The 18,260-nt window shown below is 69.5% G+C and carries 12 protein-coding genes and 1 pseudogene; 6 read left to right on the forward strand and 7 right to left on the reverse strand.

What is annotated here, in order from left to right; all coding sequences use genetic code 11:
• Window positions 1-101 precede the first annotated feature (101 nt).
• Window positions 102-1,262: pseudogene (locus ACTMTI_RS26195) on the forward strand (RNA-guided endonuclease InsQ/TnpB family protein); the annotation flags it as partial.
• Between the two features lie 168 nt (window positions 1,263-1,430).
• On the opposite strand, the gene ACTMTI_RS26200 reads toward ACTMTI_RS26195, so the two are convergent.
• Window positions 1,431-1,661 (reverse strand): DUF7455 domain-containing protein, encoded by a 231-nt coding sequence (locus ACTMTI_RS26200; RefSeq protein WP_441123426.1) that lies wholly within the window; start codon window positions 1,659-1,661, stop codon window positions 1,431-1,433.
• 247 nt (window positions 1,662-1,908) lie between these two features.
• Between ACTMTI_RS26200 and ACTMTI_RS26205 the strand changes: the two genes are divergently transcribed.
• Window positions 1,909-3,975 (forward strand): DNA gyrase/topoisomerase IV subunit B, encoded by a 2,067-nt coding sequence (locus ACTMTI_RS26205; protein WP_441123162.1) that lies wholly within the window; start codon window positions 1,909-1,911, stop codon window positions 3,973-3,975.
• Window positions 3,976-4,469: 494 nt separating this feature from the next.
• On the opposite strand, the gene ACTMTI_RS26210 is transcribed toward ACTMTI_RS26205, so the two are convergent.
• Window positions 4,470-4,964: a beta-class carbonic anhydrase gene (locus ACTMTI_RS26210; protein WP_441123163.1), complete on the reverse strand. Its 495-nt coding sequence runs from the start codon at window positions 4,962-4,964 to the stop codon at window positions 4,470-4,472.
• Window positions 4,965-5,105: 141 nt separating this feature from the next.
• Between ACTMTI_RS26210 and ACTMTI_RS26215 the strand changes: the two genes are divergently transcribed.
• Entirely contained in the window at window positions 5,106-5,423 is a 318-nt protein-coding gene (locus ACTMTI_RS26215; protein ID WP_441123164.1) for a hypothetical protein, read from the forward strand.
• A gap of 84 nt (window positions 5,424-5,507) precedes the next feature.
• Here the strand turns inward: ACTMTI_RS26215 and ACTMTI_RS26220 are convergent, their stop codons facing one another.
• Window positions 5,508-6,071, reverse strand: coding sequence for a thioredoxin family protein (locus ACTMTI_RS26220; RefSeq protein WP_441123165.1), 564 nt, complete (start codon window positions 6,069-6,071; stop codon window positions 5,508-5,510).
• Window positions 6,072-6,125: 54 nt separating this feature from the next.
• On the opposite strand from ACTMTI_RS26220, the gene ACTMTI_RS26225 reads away from it, so the two are divergent.
• Window positions 6,126-6,497 (forward strand): VOC family protein, encoded by a 372-nt coding sequence (locus ACTMTI_RS26225; protein ID WP_441123166.1) that lies wholly within the window; start codon window positions 6,126-6,128, stop codon window positions 6,495-6,497.
• Window positions 6,498-6,770: 273 nt separating this feature from the next.
• On the opposite strand, the gene ACTMTI_RS26230 is transcribed toward ACTMTI_RS26225, so the two are convergent.
• Window positions 6,771-7,751: a WXG100 family type VII secretion target gene (locus ACTMTI_RS26230; protein WP_441123167.1), complete on the reverse strand. Its 981-nt coding sequence runs from the start codon at window positions 7,749-7,751 to the stop codon at window positions 6,771-6,773.
• A gap of 382 nt (window positions 7,752-8,133) precedes the next feature.
• Entirely contained in the window at window positions 8,134-10,638 is a 2,505-nt protein-coding gene (locus tag ACTMTI_RS26235; protein WP_441123168.1) for a DNA gyrase/topoisomerase IV subunit A, read from the reverse strand.
• A 413-nt stretch (window positions 10,639-11,051) separates the two neighbouring features.
• Here ACTMTI_RS26235 and ACTMTI_RS26240 point away from each other — a divergent pair, with 413 nt between their 5' ends.
• Window positions 11,052-11,876: a TauD/TfdA dioxygenase family protein gene (locus ACTMTI_RS26240; protein WP_441123169.1), complete on the forward strand. Its 825-nt coding sequence runs from the start codon at window positions 11,052-11,054 to the stop codon at window positions 11,874-11,876.
• 448 nt (window positions 11,877-12,324) lie between these two features.
• Window positions 12,325-14,439 carry a RecQ family ATP-dependent DNA helicase gene (locus tag ACTMTI_RS26245; RefSeq protein WP_441123170.1) on the forward strand — a complete coding sequence of 705 codons (2,115 nt, stop codon included), beginning with the start codon at window positions 12,325-12,327 and terminating at the stop codon, window positions 14,437-14,439.
• Here the strand turns inward: ACTMTI_RS26245 and ACTMTI_RS26250 are convergent.
• Entirely contained in the window at window positions 14,432-17,269 is a 2,838-nt protein-coding gene (locus tag ACTMTI_RS26250) for an ABC transporter substrate-binding protein (protein ID WP_441123171.1), read from the reverse strand. The two genes, ACTMTI_RS26245 and ACTMTI_RS26250, sit on opposite strands and share 8 nt — an antisense overlap.
• 58 nt (window positions 17,270-17,327) lie before the next feature.
• Window positions 17,328-18,221, reverse strand: a complete 894-nt coding sequence (locus tag ACTMTI_RS26255) for a carbohydrate kinase family protein (RefSeq protein ID WP_441123172.1) — start codon at window positions 18,219-18,221, stop codon at window positions 17,328-17,330.
• Window positions 18,222-18,260: the final 39 nt, after the last annotated feature.

Consider the following 18,260-nt stretch of genomic DNA (forward strand, 5'->3'; position numbering starts at 1 on the left):
GTACTTTGTGGCGAGTGCGGGCGCGGTCAGCGCGGGCACGGTCCAGCGCTACATCGAGACCCAGTACGAGCGCGCCCCTAAGGCCAAGAGCGGGGGCGAGGGTGCGTAGGTCGTTCAAGTTCCTGCTGCGGCCGACCCGGCACCAGCAGATCGCGCTGACGGCGATGCTGGACGATCACCGGGTGTTGTACAACGCCGCGCTGGAGGAACGACGGGAAGCGTGGCGGCGGTCCAGAGTCTCGATCCGGTACGGCGATCAGTCCGCCCAGTTGAAGGAGATCCGTGACGCTGACCCCGAGGGTCAGGGCCGCTGGTCGTTCACCAGCCAGCAGCAGACCCTGCGGCGGCTGAACAAGGCGTTCGAGGCGTTCTTCCGCCGGGTCAGGGCCGGCCGGACACCTGGCTATCCCCGGTTCAAGGGCAAGGGCTGGTTCGACACCGTCACCCTGGTCGAGGGCGACGGCGCGAGATGGGACTCCCAGCCACACCACCCGTCCGCGACCTACCTGCGCGTGCGGGGCGTCGGGCACCTGCGGGTGCACCAGCACCGGCCGATCGCTGGGCGGGTCAAGCAGATCGAGATCAAACGGGAGGGCTCGCGCTGGTATGTGATCTGCTCTTGCGACAGCGTGCCTGCCGCGCCGTTGCCTGCGACCGGCCGCGAGGTCGGGGTGGACATGGGCGTCGCGCACTTCGCAACCGTGAGCGAGCCGATCGACGGCGTCACCGACCAGAGCGGGCATATCGCCACCCCCCGCTACCTCAAGACCGTGGAGGAGGAACTGGCCGCCGCGCAGCGGGCCTACGCCCGCACCCGACGCGGCAGCAGCCGCAGGAAGAGGGCTGCCAGGAAGATCGGGCAGATCCACCGCAAGGTGGCCCGGCAGCGGAGCGACCACGTGCACAAGAGCGCGCTTGGCCTGGTCCGCGCGGCCGACATGATCGCGATCGAGGACCTGCGCATCGCGAACATGACCAAGAGTCCCGCAGTGAAGCCTGACCCGGAGCAGGCGGGCCGATTCCTGCCCAACGGGTCAGCGGCGAAGGCTGGGCTGAACAAGAGCATCCTGGACGCGGGTTGGGGGGTGTTCCTCGCGATCCTCACGAACAAGGCTGAAATCGCCGGTCGGGTCGTGATCGCGGTGGATCCCCGCAACACTTCCCGCACCTGCCCCGAATGCGGGCACGTGTCAGGGGAGAATCGCACGACCCAGGCCGGCTTCGTCTGCGTCACGTGCGGGTACGCCGCCAACGCGGACGTGGTCGGGTCTGTCTGTCTGTCTTTCGTCTTTCTGGTCTTTCGTTGCTCGCTCCCTGGAATGACCCAGGTCGTGTCCGATAAGCATGACGGCGACCCCGGGCACGCCCGGGGTCGCCGTCATGATCACGCAATATGCGATATGTGGTTATCTCAGCACGGCAAGCGCGGGTTAGCGCTCGTCGTTGGGGGTCATCGAGCGGGTTTCGCTGAGTCGAGCCGACTCGTCCAGGATGTCGGCGCCCTTTTCGCGCAACGCTGCGATGTGCTGACGCCCATGGTGGGCACAGAACAGCAACTCCCCGCCCACTGGCAGGGTTGCGCGAATGTAGGCCTGGGCGCCGCAGCGGTCGCAGCGGTCGAGGGCCGTCAGCGGCTTAACGGGGGCGAGAGCTCCAGTCACGTATCGCCTTTCGGGTCACCCCCGCCGAAGCGAGGATCTGGCGTCAGTCACTTGGAACAACATCTAACCGGACGTGGACGTTCCCAACCGCCCCCTCTCTACGCCCAGAGCGGAATGTGTCCCAAAGTAATGATGATCAGCCGGTTGGTAACGGCAAACGGGTCGACGTGGCAAGCTTGTACGCGCACGTACGGGAAGAACGGTAAGCTGCGCACACGTGTTCGATGCCTAGACCTGGGGAGCTGGAGTGACGCTAGTGGAGGCGGGTTACACGGCTCGTCACCTGTCGGTGCTGGAAGGGCTTGAGGCCGTTCGCAAGCGTCCCGGCATGTATATCGGGTCCACCGACAGCCGCGGGCTCATGCACTGCCTCTGGGAGATCGTGGACAACGGCGTCGACGAGGCGCTGGCGGGGCACTGCGACCGCATCGAGGTCGAGCTCCACCCCGACGGCTCCATCGAGGTCCGTGACAACGGCCGGGGCATCCCCGTGGACGTCGAGCCCAAGACCGGCCTGGCCGGCGTGGAGCTCGTCTATACCAAGCTGCACGCCGGCGGCAAGTTCGGCGGCGGCTCCTACGGCGCGTCCGGCGGCCTGCACGGCGTGGGCGCCTCCGTGGTCAACGCCCTGTCCGCGCGGCTGGACGTCGAGGTCGACCGCGACGGCCTCGTGCACGAGATCAGCTTCCGCCGTGGCGTCACCGGCGTCTTCGACGGCGACGGGCCCACCGCCAAGTTCAAGAAGAAGTCGGGGCTGCGCGTCGGCGCCAAGCTCCCCGGCAACGTCACCGGCACCCGCGTGCGCTTCTGGGCCGACAAGCAGATCTTCCTGCCCGATGCCGAGGTCTCGCTCGATGAGATCCACGTGCGCCTGCGGCAGACCGCCTTCCTCGTCCCCGGGCTGACCCTGGTCGTCTATGACAGCAGGCACGAGGAGCGCGTCGAGGAGGAGTTCCGCTTCGACGGCGGCATCTCCGAGTTCACCGAGTTCCTGGCCCGTGACGAGGCCGTCTGCGACGTGCTGCGCCTGCAGGGCGTGGGCCACTTCCACGAGACCGTGCCGGTCCTCGACGACCAGGGCCACATGACGCCCACCGAGGTGCAGCGCGAGCTGACCGTCGACGTGGCGGTCCGCTGGGGCAAGGGCTACGAGTCGACCGTGCGCTCGTTCGTCAACGTGATCGCCACTCCCAAGGGCGGCACCCATCTCACCGGGTTCGAGCGCGGCCTGGTGCGCACGATCAACGAGCTGCTGCGCGAGACCCGCCTGCTGAAAAACGGCGACGACCCGGTCACCAAGGACGATATCTCCGAGGGGCTGACCGGCGTGGTGACGGTCCGGGTGCCCGAGCCGCAGTTCGAGGGCCAGACCAAGGAGGTGCTCGGCACCTCGGCGGCCACCCGCATCGTCTCCCACGTGGTCTCGCGCGAGCTCAAGGAGCTCTACACCAACCCGCCGCGAGGCTACAAGCAGCCGCTGCGGGCCGTTCTCGAGAAGATCGTGGCCGCGGCCAAGGCCCGCATCGCGGCTCGTGAGCACCGCGACAACCAGCGCCGCAAGAGCGCGCTGGAAAACTCCGCGCTGCCGGCCAAGCTGGTCGACTGCCGCAGCGACGACGTGGACCGCAGCGAGCTGTTCATCGTCGAGGGTGACTCGGCGCTGGGCACCGCCAAGCTGGCCCGCGACTCGGAGTTCCAGGCTCTGCTGCCGATCCGGGGCAAGATCCTCAACGTGCAGAAGGCGTCCGTGAGCGACATGCTCAAAAACGCCGAGTGCGCCGCCATCATCCAGGTGGTCGGGGCCGGCTCCGGGCGCTCGTTCGACATCGACGCCGCCCGCTACGGCAAGGTCATCCTCATGGCCGACGCCGACGTCGACGGCGCCCACATCCGCTGCCTGCTGCTGACCCTCTTCCACCGCTACATGCGGCCGATGGTGGAGGCCGGCCGGGTGTTCGCCGCCGTGCCGCCGCTGCACCGCATCGAGCTCACCAACCCCGGCAGGGGCAAGGAGAAATACATCTACTGCTACTCCGACGCCGAGCTTCACAAGGTGCTGCGCGACCTGGAGCGGCGCGGGAAGCGGTGGAAGGACCCGGTGCAGCGCTACAAGGGTCTGGGTGAGATGGACGCCGACCAGTTGGCCGAGACGACGATGGACCCGCGGCACCGGATCCTGCGCCGGGTGCGTATCGAGGACGCCGAGGGTGCCGAGGGCATCTTCAGCCTGCTGATGGGGAGCGAGGTGGCGCCGCGGCGCGAGTTCATCGTCAACAGCGCCGCCGAGGTCGACCGCGACCACATCGACGCCTAGACGCCTGGACGGCTCCCGAAGTGCGTCCGGAGGCATGCTCTCGCCGTGGGGCGGGTCTGGAAGGTCGTCTCCGTGAGGTGCGGGCGTCGATCGGTGTGGCTCCGTTCACGCGGGCTGGCGGCTTGTCTCCGTAGGACGCGGGCCGGTGAGTCGCGTCTGAGGTTTCGCGCGCGCCGCTTCTTGATGCGGCGCCTCCGAGGCGCGTCCGCAGTAGCCCCCCGCGTCCAGGGGGGTGCCTGCTCGTCGCGTCTGGAGGCGCCTGTGAGCCGTGCCGGCCGGGCAGCCCGGTCGCGGTCCCGGAGGACAGCCGTCCCGTGATCGCCGGCAGACGCCTCCTGGAGCGCCTGAGAGGGCCCTGCTGAGTGGCGCCCTCCTGGAGCCCCTGTAGGCGTCTGCAAGCCGTCTGACCCTCTTACTCGCCCTCGCGGACACGCCCGCCTTCGTGGCGGGCGTGAGGGCCGTCTGGGGCGTTTGGTGGCGGTTTGGCGGCGGTGTCAGTGCGGAGAAGGGGTCAGGCAGCCCGTGCGGACGTCGTAGATCGCGCCGGCCACCGGCATGTCCTCGGGCAGGAACGGGCTGGTCCTGACGCGGATCAGGTCGTGGCGGAGCGCCTCGTCCTGGCTGGGCACCGTGTGAAACTCCAGGCTGCGGGTGTCCACCCCGCGCTCGCTGGTGAGCGCGTGGACATCCGAGTCCGTCACCTTCGCCATGCCGCAGTCCGTATGGGGCATCACGAGCACCCGCTCGACGCCGAGCAGGTAGACGGCCAGCACCAGCGTACGCAGCACGTCGTCCGTCACACGGGCCCCGGCATTGCGGAGGATCTTGGCGTCGCCCGCCTTCAGCCCCAACAGGCCCAGCGGGTCGATGCGCGAGTCCATACAGGTCACGACGGCCAAACCCCGGGCTGCCCGGCCGGTGAGCCCAGAGTCTCCGAAATTCTTCGCGAACTTGGTGTTCGCGGCATAGACGTCGTCGAACGCACTCATGGCACAGATGATGGCGTACGCCCTAAAAGTGCTGGCTACCGGGGTGGCGCGACTGGCCGGACTTGGCAAACGTCCCACGAAAACGCTTCACCGTGCGTGATGATGTCGTAGCCGAAAGTACGTGATCGAAGAAGGTTAGTCGTGAGTAGGTCCGAATCGCTCGCCGCGTATCTCCGTGCTCAAGCCTGGCGCCGCCTCGACCGCGTGGAGTCCAACGACGGTGGCCGCAACGCCAAGTGCGCCCTGGCCCTCCTCGACACCGCCGCCTACGCGGCCAGTCTTCCCGACGACGATCCGCTCATCCTCATGCTGGACGAGGTGGGCTGCTTCGGCCCGCTGGGATGCGAGCAGTTCGACCCGGGGGAGACGGGCAGCAAGCTGATCCGGCACTGGGAGGGCGGCGAGCCGCACGAGCTCCTGCTGGCGATCCCCTCCGCCATCACCGCTTCCACCCAGTAGCCGGCCGGAGAATCAGACCGACGTCATCCCCGCCGCGATCAGCAGCAGGGATGACCGCGTGACGCTGCTGAGCACCAGGCTGCTTCAGGACGGCTCGTTGCCCGGCTTCCATTTGATGCCGCAGCCGAGCGACGGGTGCTGCTCCGCGGGCACCTCGCCGCTCTCCAGCAGGGCGTTGATGGCGGCCCGCAGGGACGCGCCGGTGACCGGCTCGGAGTTTCCGGGCCGGGCGCCGTCGAACTCGCCGCGGTAGACGAGGCGGAGCCGGGCGTCGTACAGGAAGAAGTCCGGCGTGCACGCCGCCTTGTACGCCTTGGCCACCTCCTGGGTGTCATCGAGCAGGTACGGGAACGTGAACCTGGCCCGCGCCGCCTGCTCCGCCAGGTGTGTCGGGTCGTCGTCCGGGTAATTGACGCTGTCGTTGCTGCAGATGGCGACGATCGAGAGCCTGGCGCCGTAGTCCCTGGCCAGTGCGCCGATGCCCTGCTCGATGTGGCGCACATAGGGGCAGTGATTGGAGAGGAAGACCACAAGCGTGGCGGGAGAGCCCTTGAGGTCTGCCAGCGAGACGCTGCCGCCGTTGATCGCGGTGAGGTCGAAGTTGGGCGCAGGTGTGCCGAGCGGAACCATGAACGAGTTGACAGCCATGACATCCATTGTCGTCCTTGGCCTCGTCCGGCCAAACAAGATCCAGAGGTGAAGATGAGCGGTGTCGCGGAATTCCAGAGCGTCGTCTTCGACTGCCCCGACCCGAAAGGGCTGGCGGAGTTCTACTCCCAGCTGCTGGGCTGGCCCGTCACGTCGGTCGAGGACGACTGGGTGGTGGTGAGCGACGGCGGGCCGCCCAGGCGGCTGGCCTTCCAGCTCGCGCCCGACTTCCGGCCGCCGACCTGGCCGGACCCCGAGCGGCCGCAGCAGCTCCACCTCGACCTCCGCGTGGCCGACCTGGACGAGGCGGAGAAGCGGGCCCTGGAGATCGGCGCGGTCAAGCACGAGCACCAGCCCAGCGAGGAAGACAGCTTCCGGGTGTTCCTGGACCCAGCCGGGCACACGTTCTGCCTGTGCCGGGACTGACCTGGCGCTCGGCGGGGGTTTCCGGGAGCGGGCCCTTGCCGCACGCACCGCCATCTTCACCGCCCGCGCCGCCGGCAGTCCCACCGGCTGGCCAACAGCATCAGCATGGCCACCGCCTTGCTCGGCGACGCGATCGCGAAGCCATCTCTTCCCTGGAGCGGGGCTTCAACGATCATGAGCACACCGAGCTGCTGATGGCGGGCGATTTCCAGTCCCGTGGCCTTGAGCCGACAGCCCGCCCGATTCGGACAGGTCTCCGTCGCCAGGTCCGTCTCAGCGGCCGGAGACCGTCTCCTTGATCTGGATCCAGGGGAATTTGTACTCGATGCTCTGGGGGAATTTGTGGTAGATCGCCGCGTATTCCTCGCCGAGCTTGCGCAGATGGTCGCGCGCCGCGTCGGCGCGAGGGTCGCCGACCAGATCCGCGAGCCAGCGCCCGAATCCGCCGTCGTCGGGGTCGACGACGAGGCCCACGGTCCTGCGGTACTCGGTGAGGACCGCGCCGGTCTCGGCGGCCCGGTCGCCGACGAACCCGGTGAAATAGGCGAATTTCTGGCTCTCGGTGTAGATCCGGCGCAGCGCCTCCTGGGCGGTCTCGGCGGCCTGTCCGACCCAGGCGTCGCGCATGTCCAGCGCGCGCTGGTACAGCTTGTGGGTGACGGCGACGAGGTCGGACGCGAGTTGCCCGTACCTGCGAGCGATGTCGTCCATGGTGTACGGCTCCGCCAGCGCGAACATGATCAGGATGTCGTCGGCGGACAGGCCGTTCCGGACGTCGCCGGGGTCGGGCGCGAATTCGTAGACGTGCCCTTGGATCGGCATCTTCTCCCGGGCCGTGTAATCGCTCGGCCCGGGGCCGCGGGCATCAGTGTCGGCGGTTTTGGTGAAGTCCACCGAATTGTAGTTCTTGTTCGCCAGGCCGATCCCGTGACTGAACGCCGACAGCACGCCGCCGAGCGACATGAGGTACCGGCTGATCGCCTCCGCTGCCACCGAGAAGGTGAGCGCCAACTGCAAGCCGGCGTGCGGGGGAGCGGCGAGAATCTCCTTCCCGATCTGCGGCTTCCCCCAGACGTTCGCGTACCCATCGAAATCGCGCACCATCTCCCCGAGACGGGTGCGGACGGAGCCTAGCCCTTGGTGGGCCACGTCGATGGTCCGCCGTTCGTCCAGCCCGAGCCCGGGCCAATCTCCCGGCTTCGAGGGGTGCAGACTCCAGCTCCGCCATTCGTCGCCCGGGGCCCCCGTGGCCATGGCTGCCCTCCGATCATGCCGCAGACCCTGAAGCATCGCCTGCGCGGCATAAACAATGATCAAATTTGCACGCCACGGTATACCGGTGGGGACGCCCCACAGGTACCACACCCCCGAGCCGTTACCGTCACTTCACGCCCTGGCCACCCCATGTTCGGCCGACCGGCGAAGGCCTGCAGGCGGCGCCAGAACTTCCACGGGGCCCGGGCGGTGTGAGCCTGCCCATCGAGCCGGGCCGCCTGGGCCGCGCTGAGGTCAAGCCGCGCCACATGCGCTCTCGCCTGTTGCACCAATCGTTTGGTCCATGTCACGCCCGAGCGTCCCAGGTGGGACGCATGGCCGCGGGTCAGTGCGCGGCCATGCGTCTCCATTGCAGCGACGTTCAGTCGTCCGCAGGAGGTGCCGCGGTCACCTGGCCGGCGGTGGCCTCGGGCCAGGGGGTGGAGGCGAGGGCGCCGCCGATGGCGCCGATGGTGTGGGTCAGACGGACGCCGGAGCCGTCCCTGCGCCCGAGCTCCTCCGGCAGCGGCACCGGCTTGCCCACCGCGGAGACGGCCTTGGCCGGCGCGGGTCCGGCCCAGGCCAGCAGCAGCTCGTCTTCGCCCTTCAGGAACCGCTGGGCCCGAACCCCGCCGGTCGCCCGCCCCTTGGCGGGGAACTCGGCGTAGTCGGACACCTTGCCGCCGCCCACCTGCGTCCCGGGCAGCGCCGTCGAGGACCCGGCGACCGTGACCACCTGCGCCGGACGCTCGGGATCGACCGCCCCGAACCAGATCACCCTGGCGTCGCCGTCCAGCCGGATGCCGGCCATGCCGCCCGCGGGACGGCCCTGCGGCCGGACCAGCGAGGCAGGGAAGCGCAGCAGCTGGGCGTCGGAGGAGATGAACACCAGATCGTGCGACTCCGACACCAGCTCGACCGCGCCCACGACGCTGTCGCCGTCCTTCAAAGTGATCACTTCGAAGTCGTCGCGGTTGGCCGGGTAGTCGGGCACCACCCGCTTGACCACGCCCTGCGCCGTGCCCAGTGCCAGCCCTGGCCCGTCGGGATCGAGCGAGCCCAGGCCGACGACCTTCTCGTCCGGCTGCAGGGAGACGTATTCGGAGACCGGGTGGCCGCCCGACAGCGTCGGGGGATTGGCCGTGGGCGGCAAGGTGGGCAGGTCCACGACCTGCACGCGGATGAGCCGGCCCAGCGACGTCACGACGCCGACCTCGCCGCGTACGGAGGTGCGTACGACGGAGACCAGCACGTCGTGCGCGGCGCGCTCGCCCTCGCCCGGCAGCGGCGTGGCGTCGGAGGTGCGGGCCAGCAGGCCGGTCGACGACAGCATCGCCAGGCACGGGTCGTCGGCCACCTGCAGCGAGACCACCGGGGTGCGGGCCACGCCCGGCGCCTCCAGCAGGACCGTGCGGCGCGGCGTGCCGTACTTCTTGCCCACGTCCGCCAGCTCGCTGGAGACGACCTGACGGAGCTTGGTCTCCGAGGAAAGGATCTCCGTGAGCTTGGCGATCTCGTCGCTCAGCGTCTCCTTCTCGCGGTCGAGCTCCAGCTTGTCATAGCGGGTCAGGCGGCGCAGCGGCGTGTCGAGGATGTAGGCGGCCTGGATCTCGGTCAGGTCGAAGACGTTCATCAGCCGCGTGCGCGCCTGCGCCGAGTCGTCGGAGGCGCGAATGACCTGGATGACCTCGTCGATGTTGAGCAGCGCGACGATCAGGCCGTCGACCAGGTGCAGGCGCTCCTCGCGCTTGCGGCGCCGGTATTCCGACCTGCGGCGCACGACCTCCAGCCGGTGGTCGACGTAGACCTGGAGCAGCTCGCGCAGCCCGAGGGTGCGCGGCTCGCCGTCGACGAGGGCGACGTTGTTGATCCCGAACGTCTCCTCCATCGGCGTCAGCCGGTAGAGCTCCTCCAGCACGGCCTCGGGGATGAAGCCGTTTTTGATCTCGATGACCAGCCGCAGGCCCTTGTGCCGGTCGGTGAGGTCCTTGAGGTCGGCGATGCCCTGCAGCTTCTTGCTGGTCACCAGCTCCTTGATCTTGGTGACCACGCGCTCGGGGCCGACGTTGTAGGGCAGCTCGGTGACGATGATGCCCTTGCGGCGCGGAGTGATCTGCTCGACAGTGCACTTGGCCCGCATGCGGAACGTGCCACGCCCGGTCTCGTACGCGTCCCGCACTCCCTGCAGCCCGATGATCGTGCCGCCGGTCGGCAGGTCGGGACCCGGGACGAACGTCATCAGCTCGTCCAGCGTCGCGTCCGGCTTCTTGATCAGGTGGCGAGCGGCGGCCACGACCTCGGTGAGGTTGTGCGGCGCCATGTTGGTCGCCATGCCCACCGCGATCCCGCTCGCGCCGTTGACGAGCAGGTTGGGGAACGCCGACGGCATGACGACCGGCTCGGTCTCCTGGCCGTCGTAGTTGGGCTTGAAGTCGACGGTGTCCTCGTCGAGCGACTCGACCATGAGCATGGCCGCCGGGGCCAGCCTGGCCTCGGTGTAACGCATGGCGGCGGGCATGTCGTCGGGCGAGCCGAAGTTGCCGTGGCCGTCCACGAGCGGCAGCCGCATGGAGAACGGCTGGGCCAGCCGCACCAGCGCGTCGTAGATCGCTGAGTCGCCGTGCGGGTGCAGCTTGCCCATGACGTCGCCGACGACGCGTGAGGACTTGACGTGCCCGCGGTCCGGGCGCAGGCCCATCTCGCTCATCGAATAGAGGATGCGCCGCTGCACGGGCTTGAGTCCGTCACGAGCGTCGGGCAGGGCGCGCTGATAGATCACCGAGTAGGCGTACTCGAGAAAGCTCGTGCGCATCTCGGAGGAGACGTCGATGTCGACGATCCGCTCCTCGAAGTCCTCAGGTGGGGGTGCAGTCGTGCGTCGGGCCATCTTGTGCTGCGCGGCTGCCTCGGCCGTCGCGCCGAGGGGAAGCGCATCCTCCTTCTGTCCTTGTGCTGTAACCGTAGCCGTCGCTCGCTGGAGAAGCGTCAGATCGGCGTGTGAGGCGTCGACGTAACGGCGGCGGTCGCGACGCGGTGGCGGCCAGAGGCGCGTACGGCCACGCGACCGATATGGGTTCCGACGTGTTTGCCCCTGGAGATGATGGCACGAGCCGGGGCCCCTATGACGTATCCATGGCCCTCCTCGCCGGGGAGAGTGCAACGTCGCACCGTCGTGCCGAGATGAGGATGATACTCGATGTCCGCCACTTCTCGCATACGTGTTCGATCGCTCCATACTTGACCAAGCAATTGCTTGGTGTTACGTTCGCGGCACGAGCGTTCCGCTGTCCCGGAGGGGTCATGATCGAGTTCCATCCCGTGGCCAAGCACATCGGCGCCGAGGTCACCGGGGTCGATCTGCGCAAGCCGCTGTCGCAGGAAGACGTCGCCACCCTGCGGGAAGGCTGGCTCAAACACCTCGTGCTGTTCTTCCGCGACCAGCCCATAGACGACGAGCAGCACCTGCAGTTCGCCCTGAACTTCGGCACGCTCAACCACCCCGCCTTCAAGAAGGACTCCGCCAGCCCCATCCACGTCCTCGACCAGACCTCCCCCAAGGGGGAAGGCGGCGACGAGTGGCACAGCGACAACACCTTCGAGCCCACGCCGCCGATGGGCTCCCTGCTGCGCTGCGTCCAGCTACCCAGCGTGGGCGGCGACACGTGCTGGGCGAACACCTATATGGCGTACGAGACACTCTCGCCGCCGCTGCAGCGGCTGTGCGACGAACTGACGGCCGTGCACGACATCACGATGTCGATGAAGAAGGCGATCGCGAAGGGCCACCCGTTCGACCTGGCCGAGATCCAGGCCAAATGGCCGCCCATCGAACGTCCGGTGGTCCGCGTGCACGCGGAGACGGGCAGGAAGGCCCTCTTCGTCAACCGGTCCTCGACCACTCGGCTCGTCGGGCTGTCCGACCGGGAGAACGAGGCCCTGCTGCCGCTCCTGATCGACCACATCCGCTCGCCCGAGTTCCAGTGCCGCCTCAGATGGCGGCCCGGCACTCTCGCCTTCTGGGACAACCGCCCAACGCAGCACTACGCGGTGGCCGACTACACAGAACGCCGCCGCATGCACCGGGTAACGATCAACGCCTTCCCCGAACACGCCGACCCCTCCTGAAACCCCCACCGGCCCACCCGACCATGCGCAGGCCGGCGATTCGCCACGCGGGCGGCCCACAGTGCGCACGTAACGGCGCCCGGCCCCGTAAACCGGAGGAGCGTTCCCTGGACGGGGCCCAGCCATGGTCGGTGGGTGGAGTGACGGCGGCACCGCCGTGAAAGATGGTGGGTTGTACGGGTGGAGTGACGGCGGCACCGCCGTGAAAGATGGTGGGTTGTACGGGTGGGGTGACGGCGGCACCGCCGTGAAAGATGGTGGGTTGTACGGGTGGGGTGACGGCGGCACCGCCGTGAAAGATGGTGGGTTGTACGGGTGGGGTGACGGCGGCACCGCCGTGAAAGATGGTGGGTTGTACGGGTGGGGTGACGGCGGCACCGCCGCAAAAGATGCTGGGTTGAACGGGCAGCATGCGCAAACCGTCGGCGGAAGCTGGTAACAAGGAGGCATGATTGACGCCCCCGATGCCGCCGCGCTGCGGGAAGAGGCAGAAGAGCGCCTGCGAGCCCTGGCCGGCGAGCATGCCCAGCTCCGTGACGACCAGTGGGCCGCGATCGAAGCGCTCGTCGTGGACCGGCGCAGGGTGCTCGTCGTGCAGCGGACCGGCTGGGGCAAGTCGGCCGTCTACTTCGTGGCCACCGCGCTCCTGCGCGAGCTCGGCGAGGGCCCCACGGTCATCGTCTCGCCGCTGCTGGCGCTGATGCGCAACCAGATCGCCGCCGCCGAGCGGGCCGGCATCAGAGCCGTCACGATCAACTCCGCCAACCCCGAGGCGTGGGAGGAGGTCTACGGCCAGGTCGCCGACGGCATGGTGGACGTGCTTCTGGTCAGCCCCGAGCGGCTCAACAACCCGGACTTCCGCGACAACGTGCTGCCCGAGCTGGCCGAGAGCGCCGGGCTCGTGGTGGTCGACGAGGCGCACTGCATCTCCGACTGGGGCCACGACTTCAGGCCCGACTACCGCAGGCTGGCCAGGCTGTTCGAGGAGTTGCCGCCCGGCATCCCGGTCCTGTCCACCACCGCCACCGCCAACGCCAGGGTCACGCGTGACGTGGCCGAGCAGATGCGCCTTCCCGCCGAGCTGCGGCCCGACGGCGAGGACACGCTGGTGCTGCGCGGGCCGCTGGAGCGGGAGAGCCTGCATCTCAGCGTCGTCCGCCTGCCCACCGCCGAGCAGCGCCTCGCCTGGCTGGCCCAGACGCTGCGCGAGCTGCCCGGTTCCGGCATCGTCTACACCCTCACCGTGGCCGCCGCCCACGAGATCGCCGGCTACCTGCGCGAGCAGGGTCACGAGGTGGCCGCCTACTCCGGCCAGACCGATCCGGCCGAGCGGCTGGCGGCCGAGGAGGCGCTGCTCAACAACAAGATCAAGGCGCTGGTGGCGACGAGCGCGCTCGGGATGGGGTTCGACAAGCCGGATCTGGGCTTTGTGGTGCACGTGGGCGCGCCGCAGTCGCCGGTCGCCTACTACCAGCAGGTCGGCCGGGCCGGGCGCGGTGTCGAGCGGGCCGAGGTGATGCTGCTGCCCGGCACCGAGGACCGGGATATCTGGGCATATTTCGCCTCGCTGGCCTTCCCTCCCGAACCCCTCGTACGCACCACGCTCCAGACCCTCGAAGAGCGTGGCGTCATGTCCACTCCGGCCCTCGAGACCGCCGTCGACCTGAGCCGCAGCCGCCTGGAGATGATGCTCAAGGTCCTCGACGTCGACGGCGCCGTCCGGCGGGTCAAGGGCGGATGGGAGGCCACCGGGGAGCCGTGGGCGTACGACACCGAGCGCTACGCCCGCATCGCCGCCGAGCGCAAGGCCGAGCAGGAGGCCATGCTCGGCTACCTGACGACGGGCGAGTGCCGGGAGCAATACCTGCGCAGGCACCTCGACGACGAGGCCGCCAGGCCGTGCGGCCGCTGCGACAACTGCACCGGCAGCCACCGCTCGCCGGAGATCGGCGCGCAGGCCGTCGAGACCGCACGGGAGCGGCTGAGCAGGCCCGGCGTCGAGATCGAGGCCCGCAAGCAGTGGCCGACCGGGCTGCCCGACCTGTCCGGGCGGATCAAGCCCGAGCTGGGGGCCGAGCCGGGCCGGGCACTCGGGCGGCTGACCGACATCGGGTGGGGCAACCGGCTGCGGGAGCTGTTCAACGGCGGCGACGGGCCGATCGCCGACGACATGTTCAAGGCCGTGGTGCAGGTGCTGTCCGCCTGGGACTGGCGCGAACGCCCCGTGGCCGTGGTCAACGTGCCGTCCGCGACGCGGCCGCAGCTCGTACGCTCGTTCGCCGAGCGGCTGGCACAGGTCGGCCGGCTGACATATCTGGGAGAGCTGGGCTACCGGGCGGGCTCGCCCGGGCAGCAGTTCAACAGCGCCAAGCGGGTGCAGGCCGTCCGGGGCACGCTGGCCATGCCCAAGGAGCTGGGCGCCCAGATCGCCGGCTGCGGCGGTCCCGTCCTGCTCATCGACGACCGGGTGGACACGGGATGGACGATGACGCTGGCGACCGCCCTGGTCCGCCACGCGGGCGCCCCCGCCGTGCTGCCGCTGGCCCTGGCGACCGTCAGCTGACGCCCATCGTGAGCAGGTCGTAGTCGCCGAAGACCGGGCTCACGTGGACGTTCGCGGCGTTCTCGCCGCGCAGCAGGAGCGGGCTCTCCCAGCCCAGCGGGGCCAGCACCGCCTCGGCGGCCAGGCGCTGCTCCACCTGCGTCCACACGGTGGCCCGCTTCGCCGGGTCGAGCTCCGCCCTGGCCTGGTCGATGAGGTCGTCGATCGCCTTGACACGGACGCTGATGTTGATCGACGAACCCTTCTCGCTGATCTGCCTGCTGTCCGCGAGCAACCCGAGGAACGCGTCCGGGTCCGGCCAGTCGGGCGTCCAGGACTTGGAGATCAGGCCAATTTTGTGCTGCTTGAGATATTCGGGGCTGCTGCCGTATTTCCGGTGGAAGTCCGCGATGGAGACGTGCTTCAGGGTCAGGGTGACGCCAACCTTGGCGAGCGCGGCCCGCACGCTCTCGGCCGCCTCCTTCTCCCCGGGCACGTCCCGGTAGAGGTACGTGGCGGCGAACCCCGACGCCTGCCCGCACGCCTGCAGCGACTGCCTGGCCGCCTGCTGGTCGCCCGCGGGCTTGAGATTCGGGTCGATCCAGCGGCGCCCCGCGACCGCGGGCGGCAGCAGCGACGTGGGCACGGGGGACTGCGTCAGGTCGGTGCCGTAGGCGCGGGCGAGCGCGTTCAGGTCCAGCGCGCGCACCACCGCCTGCCGGCACTCGACCTTGTCGAACGGCGCCACCTGCGGATTGATCGCCAGTATCCGGACCGAGGTGGTCACGGGCGCGTCTGCCCGCTGCTTGAGCGCCGGCGCGGCGAGCACCGTGTTCACCTCCTCTTTCAGGAGGTACGGCCCGAATTCGGCGTCGCCTTCGCGCAGCCGCTCGGTGGCGTCGTCGGCGTTGTACTCCAGCTCGTAGCGGTCGGGGAGCGCCTTGCGGTTGGGGTCCGTCGCAGCGGCCCACTGCTCGTTGCGCACCAGAACGACCTTGTCCTCGGTGACGCCGTCCAGCTTGTACGGGCCCGACGACATGACGCTCTTGGCGTACTGCGCCCGCGTGTCCTTCGCGGCCGGCACGGGGATGGTGTCGGGGAGCTGCGCGACGTGGTCGAACGCGGCGTAGGGCTTCTTGAGGCGGAAGACGATCGTGCGCTCGTCGGGCGTCTGGATGGCCGAGTCGGTGTTCTCGCCCGGCGACTTGTACGGGCCCTCGTAGCCGGTGGGAAGATCGAGCATCTGGTCGAAGTAGTACGAACCGTTGGAGTAACCGGCGTCCATGCTGCGGAGCACCGCGTACTTGACGTCGGCTGAGGTGATCGGGCTCCCGTCCTGATATTTCAGCCCGTGCCGGAGTCTGTAGGTCCAGGTCTTGCCGCCGTCGCCAGGCACGCCCAGCGACTCCGCCAGGTCCGGCACGAGCTGCGTCCCTGCGGCTGCAGGGGCCGGCTTGAACATCGTCAGCGCTCGCCCATAGAGCCTGACCATGTTGAACGAGTCCGGCAAGTACATGTTCCCCGGGTCGGTGGACTCCAGAGACGACGTCGAGACCACGCGGAGGGTGCCACCGGTCTTGGCGGACGGGTTCGCGACCGAGGTCACCGCCGTGCCGAAGCCGGTGACCGGCGGGGTGGCCGGCGGGGTGGCCGGCGTGCGGGTGGCGGTCGGCGTGATCGGAAGGCCGGCCTGCGCGACCAACCAGACCGCGACACCGGTCACCAGGGTGACGGCCGCCGCCCCGACCGTCACCAGCACGTTCCGCCGTCGCCGGGAGGGCTCGGTGGCAGCTCCGAGGCGGGGCGCTATGGGCCCGCTGACCGGGTAGGGGCCGCCGCCCGCCGCCTGAGGGGCGTGGACCTGCCGGCCGCTCGTCGGATGAGGCGCCTCGGCCTGAGCGCTGCTCGCCGCCTGCGGAGGCCGCGATGGGGCACCGCTTCCCGGCCGAGGCACCGAGCCCGAGGGCGCGGGCGGTGGGGCCGATGGCGCGGGCGCCGAGCCCGACGGCGCGGGCGGTGGAGCCGGGGACGCGGGCGGTGGCGCGGTGCCGGCTCGGATCAGGTCGTGGATCAGTTGCTCGGCGGTGGGCCGATGGCGATGGTCCTTGGCCAGGCAGGCCCGCAGCAGCGGCGCGAGCTCGCCCGGCACGCCCGACAAATCAGGCTCCAGGTTCAATATCCGATGCATCACGACGGGCATCGGCCCAACCCCGAACGCCCCCCGCCCCGTGGCCGCGAACACCATCGTGCCCGCCCACGCGAACACGTCGCCGGCAGGCAGCGCCTCACCGAGAAACTGCTCGGGAGCCATGAACGCAGGCGTCCCCACGATCCCGGTCGTGAGACTCTGGCTGATGTCGAGCGCCCGCGCGATCCCGAAGTCGATCACCCGGGGCCCGTCGGGCCCAAGCAGCACGTTGCTCGGCTTGAAGTCCCGGTGCACCACCCCGGCCCGGTGAATGGCCACCAGCGCCGTGGCCGTCGTGATCGCCAGCCGCATCAGCGACGGCCCCTGCACCGGCCCTTCCTTGGTGACCTGGTGCTGCAGGGAAAGGCCATCGACGTATTCGCCCACGATGTACGGCTGGTCGTTGACGGCCCCGACCTCCAGCACGCGAGCCGTGCAGAATTCCGCCACCCGCCGCGCCGCCTCGGCCTCGCGGCGGAAGCGGCGTACCGCGTTCTGGTCGTCGGCGAACCTGGCGTGCAGCAGCTTGATGGCGACCTGCTCGCCGCTGGCGGACACGCCGAGATAGACGCTGCCCTGGCCGCCCTCGCCGAGGAAACCGGTGATCTTGTAGGAGCCAACCGACGGAGGGTCGCCTGCCCGTAACGGGCGCACGCCGCGCATCCGGCTCCCCTATGTCGCGCTTTATCCGGCCCTGCCACCATAGCGCCGGTCAGCACGCCTAGAAGGGCGGACGCGCACCCAGGTGCATGATCGCCTTGGCGGCCAGCCGGCAGCCCGAGGCCAGCGACTCGGCCGGGGGCTTGCCCTCCAGCCACGGCGGCAGGAAGCCGGCGCAGAACGCGTCGCCCGCGCCCGTCCCATCAACGATCTTGTCGACCGGCTCGGCGGCCGCCCGGACGGAGTCGGGGCGGCCGTTGCTGAACCACAGCGCGCCCTCGGCGTTCATCTTGATGACGACCTGCGGGAACCACGCCGTCAGCACCTTGGCCGCGGCCTCGGCGTCGTCGCGGCCGGTCAGCACCTTGGCCTGCTGGATGTTGGCGAACAGCAGCTTGGCGCCGTTGGTCCACTCCAGGAACGGCTCGGCCCCCGTGCGCTCCAGCGGCGCGGACGAGGCGCAGTCGACCGAGATCGACATCCCGGTGTCGTGGGCCATGTCGAGCGCCGCGAGACCGGCGTCGCGCGAGCCCTCGTTGATCAGGGTGTAGCCGGAGAGGTGCAGATGCGCGCCCGATGCGAACAGGTCGCGCGGCAGGTCCTCCGGGGACAGCGCCGCGTTGGCGCCGGGGTCGGACAGCATGGTGCGCTCGCCCTTGTGCGTGACCAGCACCACGCAGGTGCCGGTGGGCCGCTCGGGGTCCATGACGAGCCGGGCGTCGACGCCGTAGCCCATCAGCTCCATGTCGCGGTTTCGCCCGGTGATGTCAGCGCCCCTGCGGCCGATGAAGGCCACCTCGGCGCCCTCGACGGCGAGCCATGAGGCGATGTTGGCCCCTGAGCCGCCACCGTGCATGGTGACGATCGCCGGCGTGTCGCTCGCCCTGGCGAGTGCATAACGGGCGCGCGCGACCGCGTCGGTCATGAGATCGCCCACCACGACGACCCGCGTCATGATGCCACCACCTTGCTGCCTTCAGAACGACCCTGGCCA

The sequence above is a fragment of the Nonomuraea sp. H19 genome (assembly GCF_052068215.1).
Taxonomy (GTDB): domain Bacteria; phylum Actinomycetota; class Actinomycetes; order Streptosporangiales; family Streptosporangiaceae; genus Nonomuraea.

Excerpts from the sequence above, each read along its gene's own strand:
- ACTMTI_RS26240 (WP_441123169.1), top strand. The coding sequence starts at position 11,052 with ATGATCGAGTTCCATCCCGTGGCCAAGCACATCGGCGCCGAGGTCACC.
- ACTMTI_RS26245 (WP_441123170.1), top strand. The coding sequence starts at position 12,325 with ATGATTGACGCCCCCGATGCCGCCGCGCTGCGGGAAGAGGCAGAAGAG.
- ACTMTI_RS26235 (WP_441123168.1), bottom strand. The coding sequence starts at position 10,638 with ATGGCCCGACGCACGACTGCACCCCCACCTGAGGACTTCGAGGAGCGG.
- ACTMTI_RS26220 (WP_441123165.1), bottom strand. The coding sequence starts at position 6,071 with ATGGCTGTCAACTCGTTCATGGTTCCGCTCGGCACACCTGCGCCCAAC.
- ACTMTI_RS26210 (WP_441123163.1), bottom strand. The coding sequence starts at position 4,964 with ATGAGTGCGTTCGACGACGTCTATGCCGCGAACACCAAGTTCGCGAAG.
- ACTMTI_RS26250 (WP_441123171.1), bottom strand. The coding sequence starts at position 17,269 with ATGCGCGGCGTGCGCCCGTTACGGGCAGGCGACCCTCCGTCGGTTGGC.
- ACTMTI_RS26225 (WP_441123166.1), top strand. The coding sequence starts at position 6,126 with ATGAGCGGTGTCGCGGAATTCCAGAGCGTCGTCTTCGACTGCCCCGAC.
- ACTMTI_RS26230 (WP_441123167.1), bottom strand. The coding sequence starts at position 7,751 with ATGGCCACGGGGGCCCCGGGCGACGAATGGCGGAGCTGGAGTCTGCAC.
- ACTMTI_RS26255 (WP_441123172.1), bottom strand. The coding sequence starts at position 18,221 with ATGACGCGGGTCGTCGTGGTGGGCGATCTCATGACCGACGCGGTCGCG.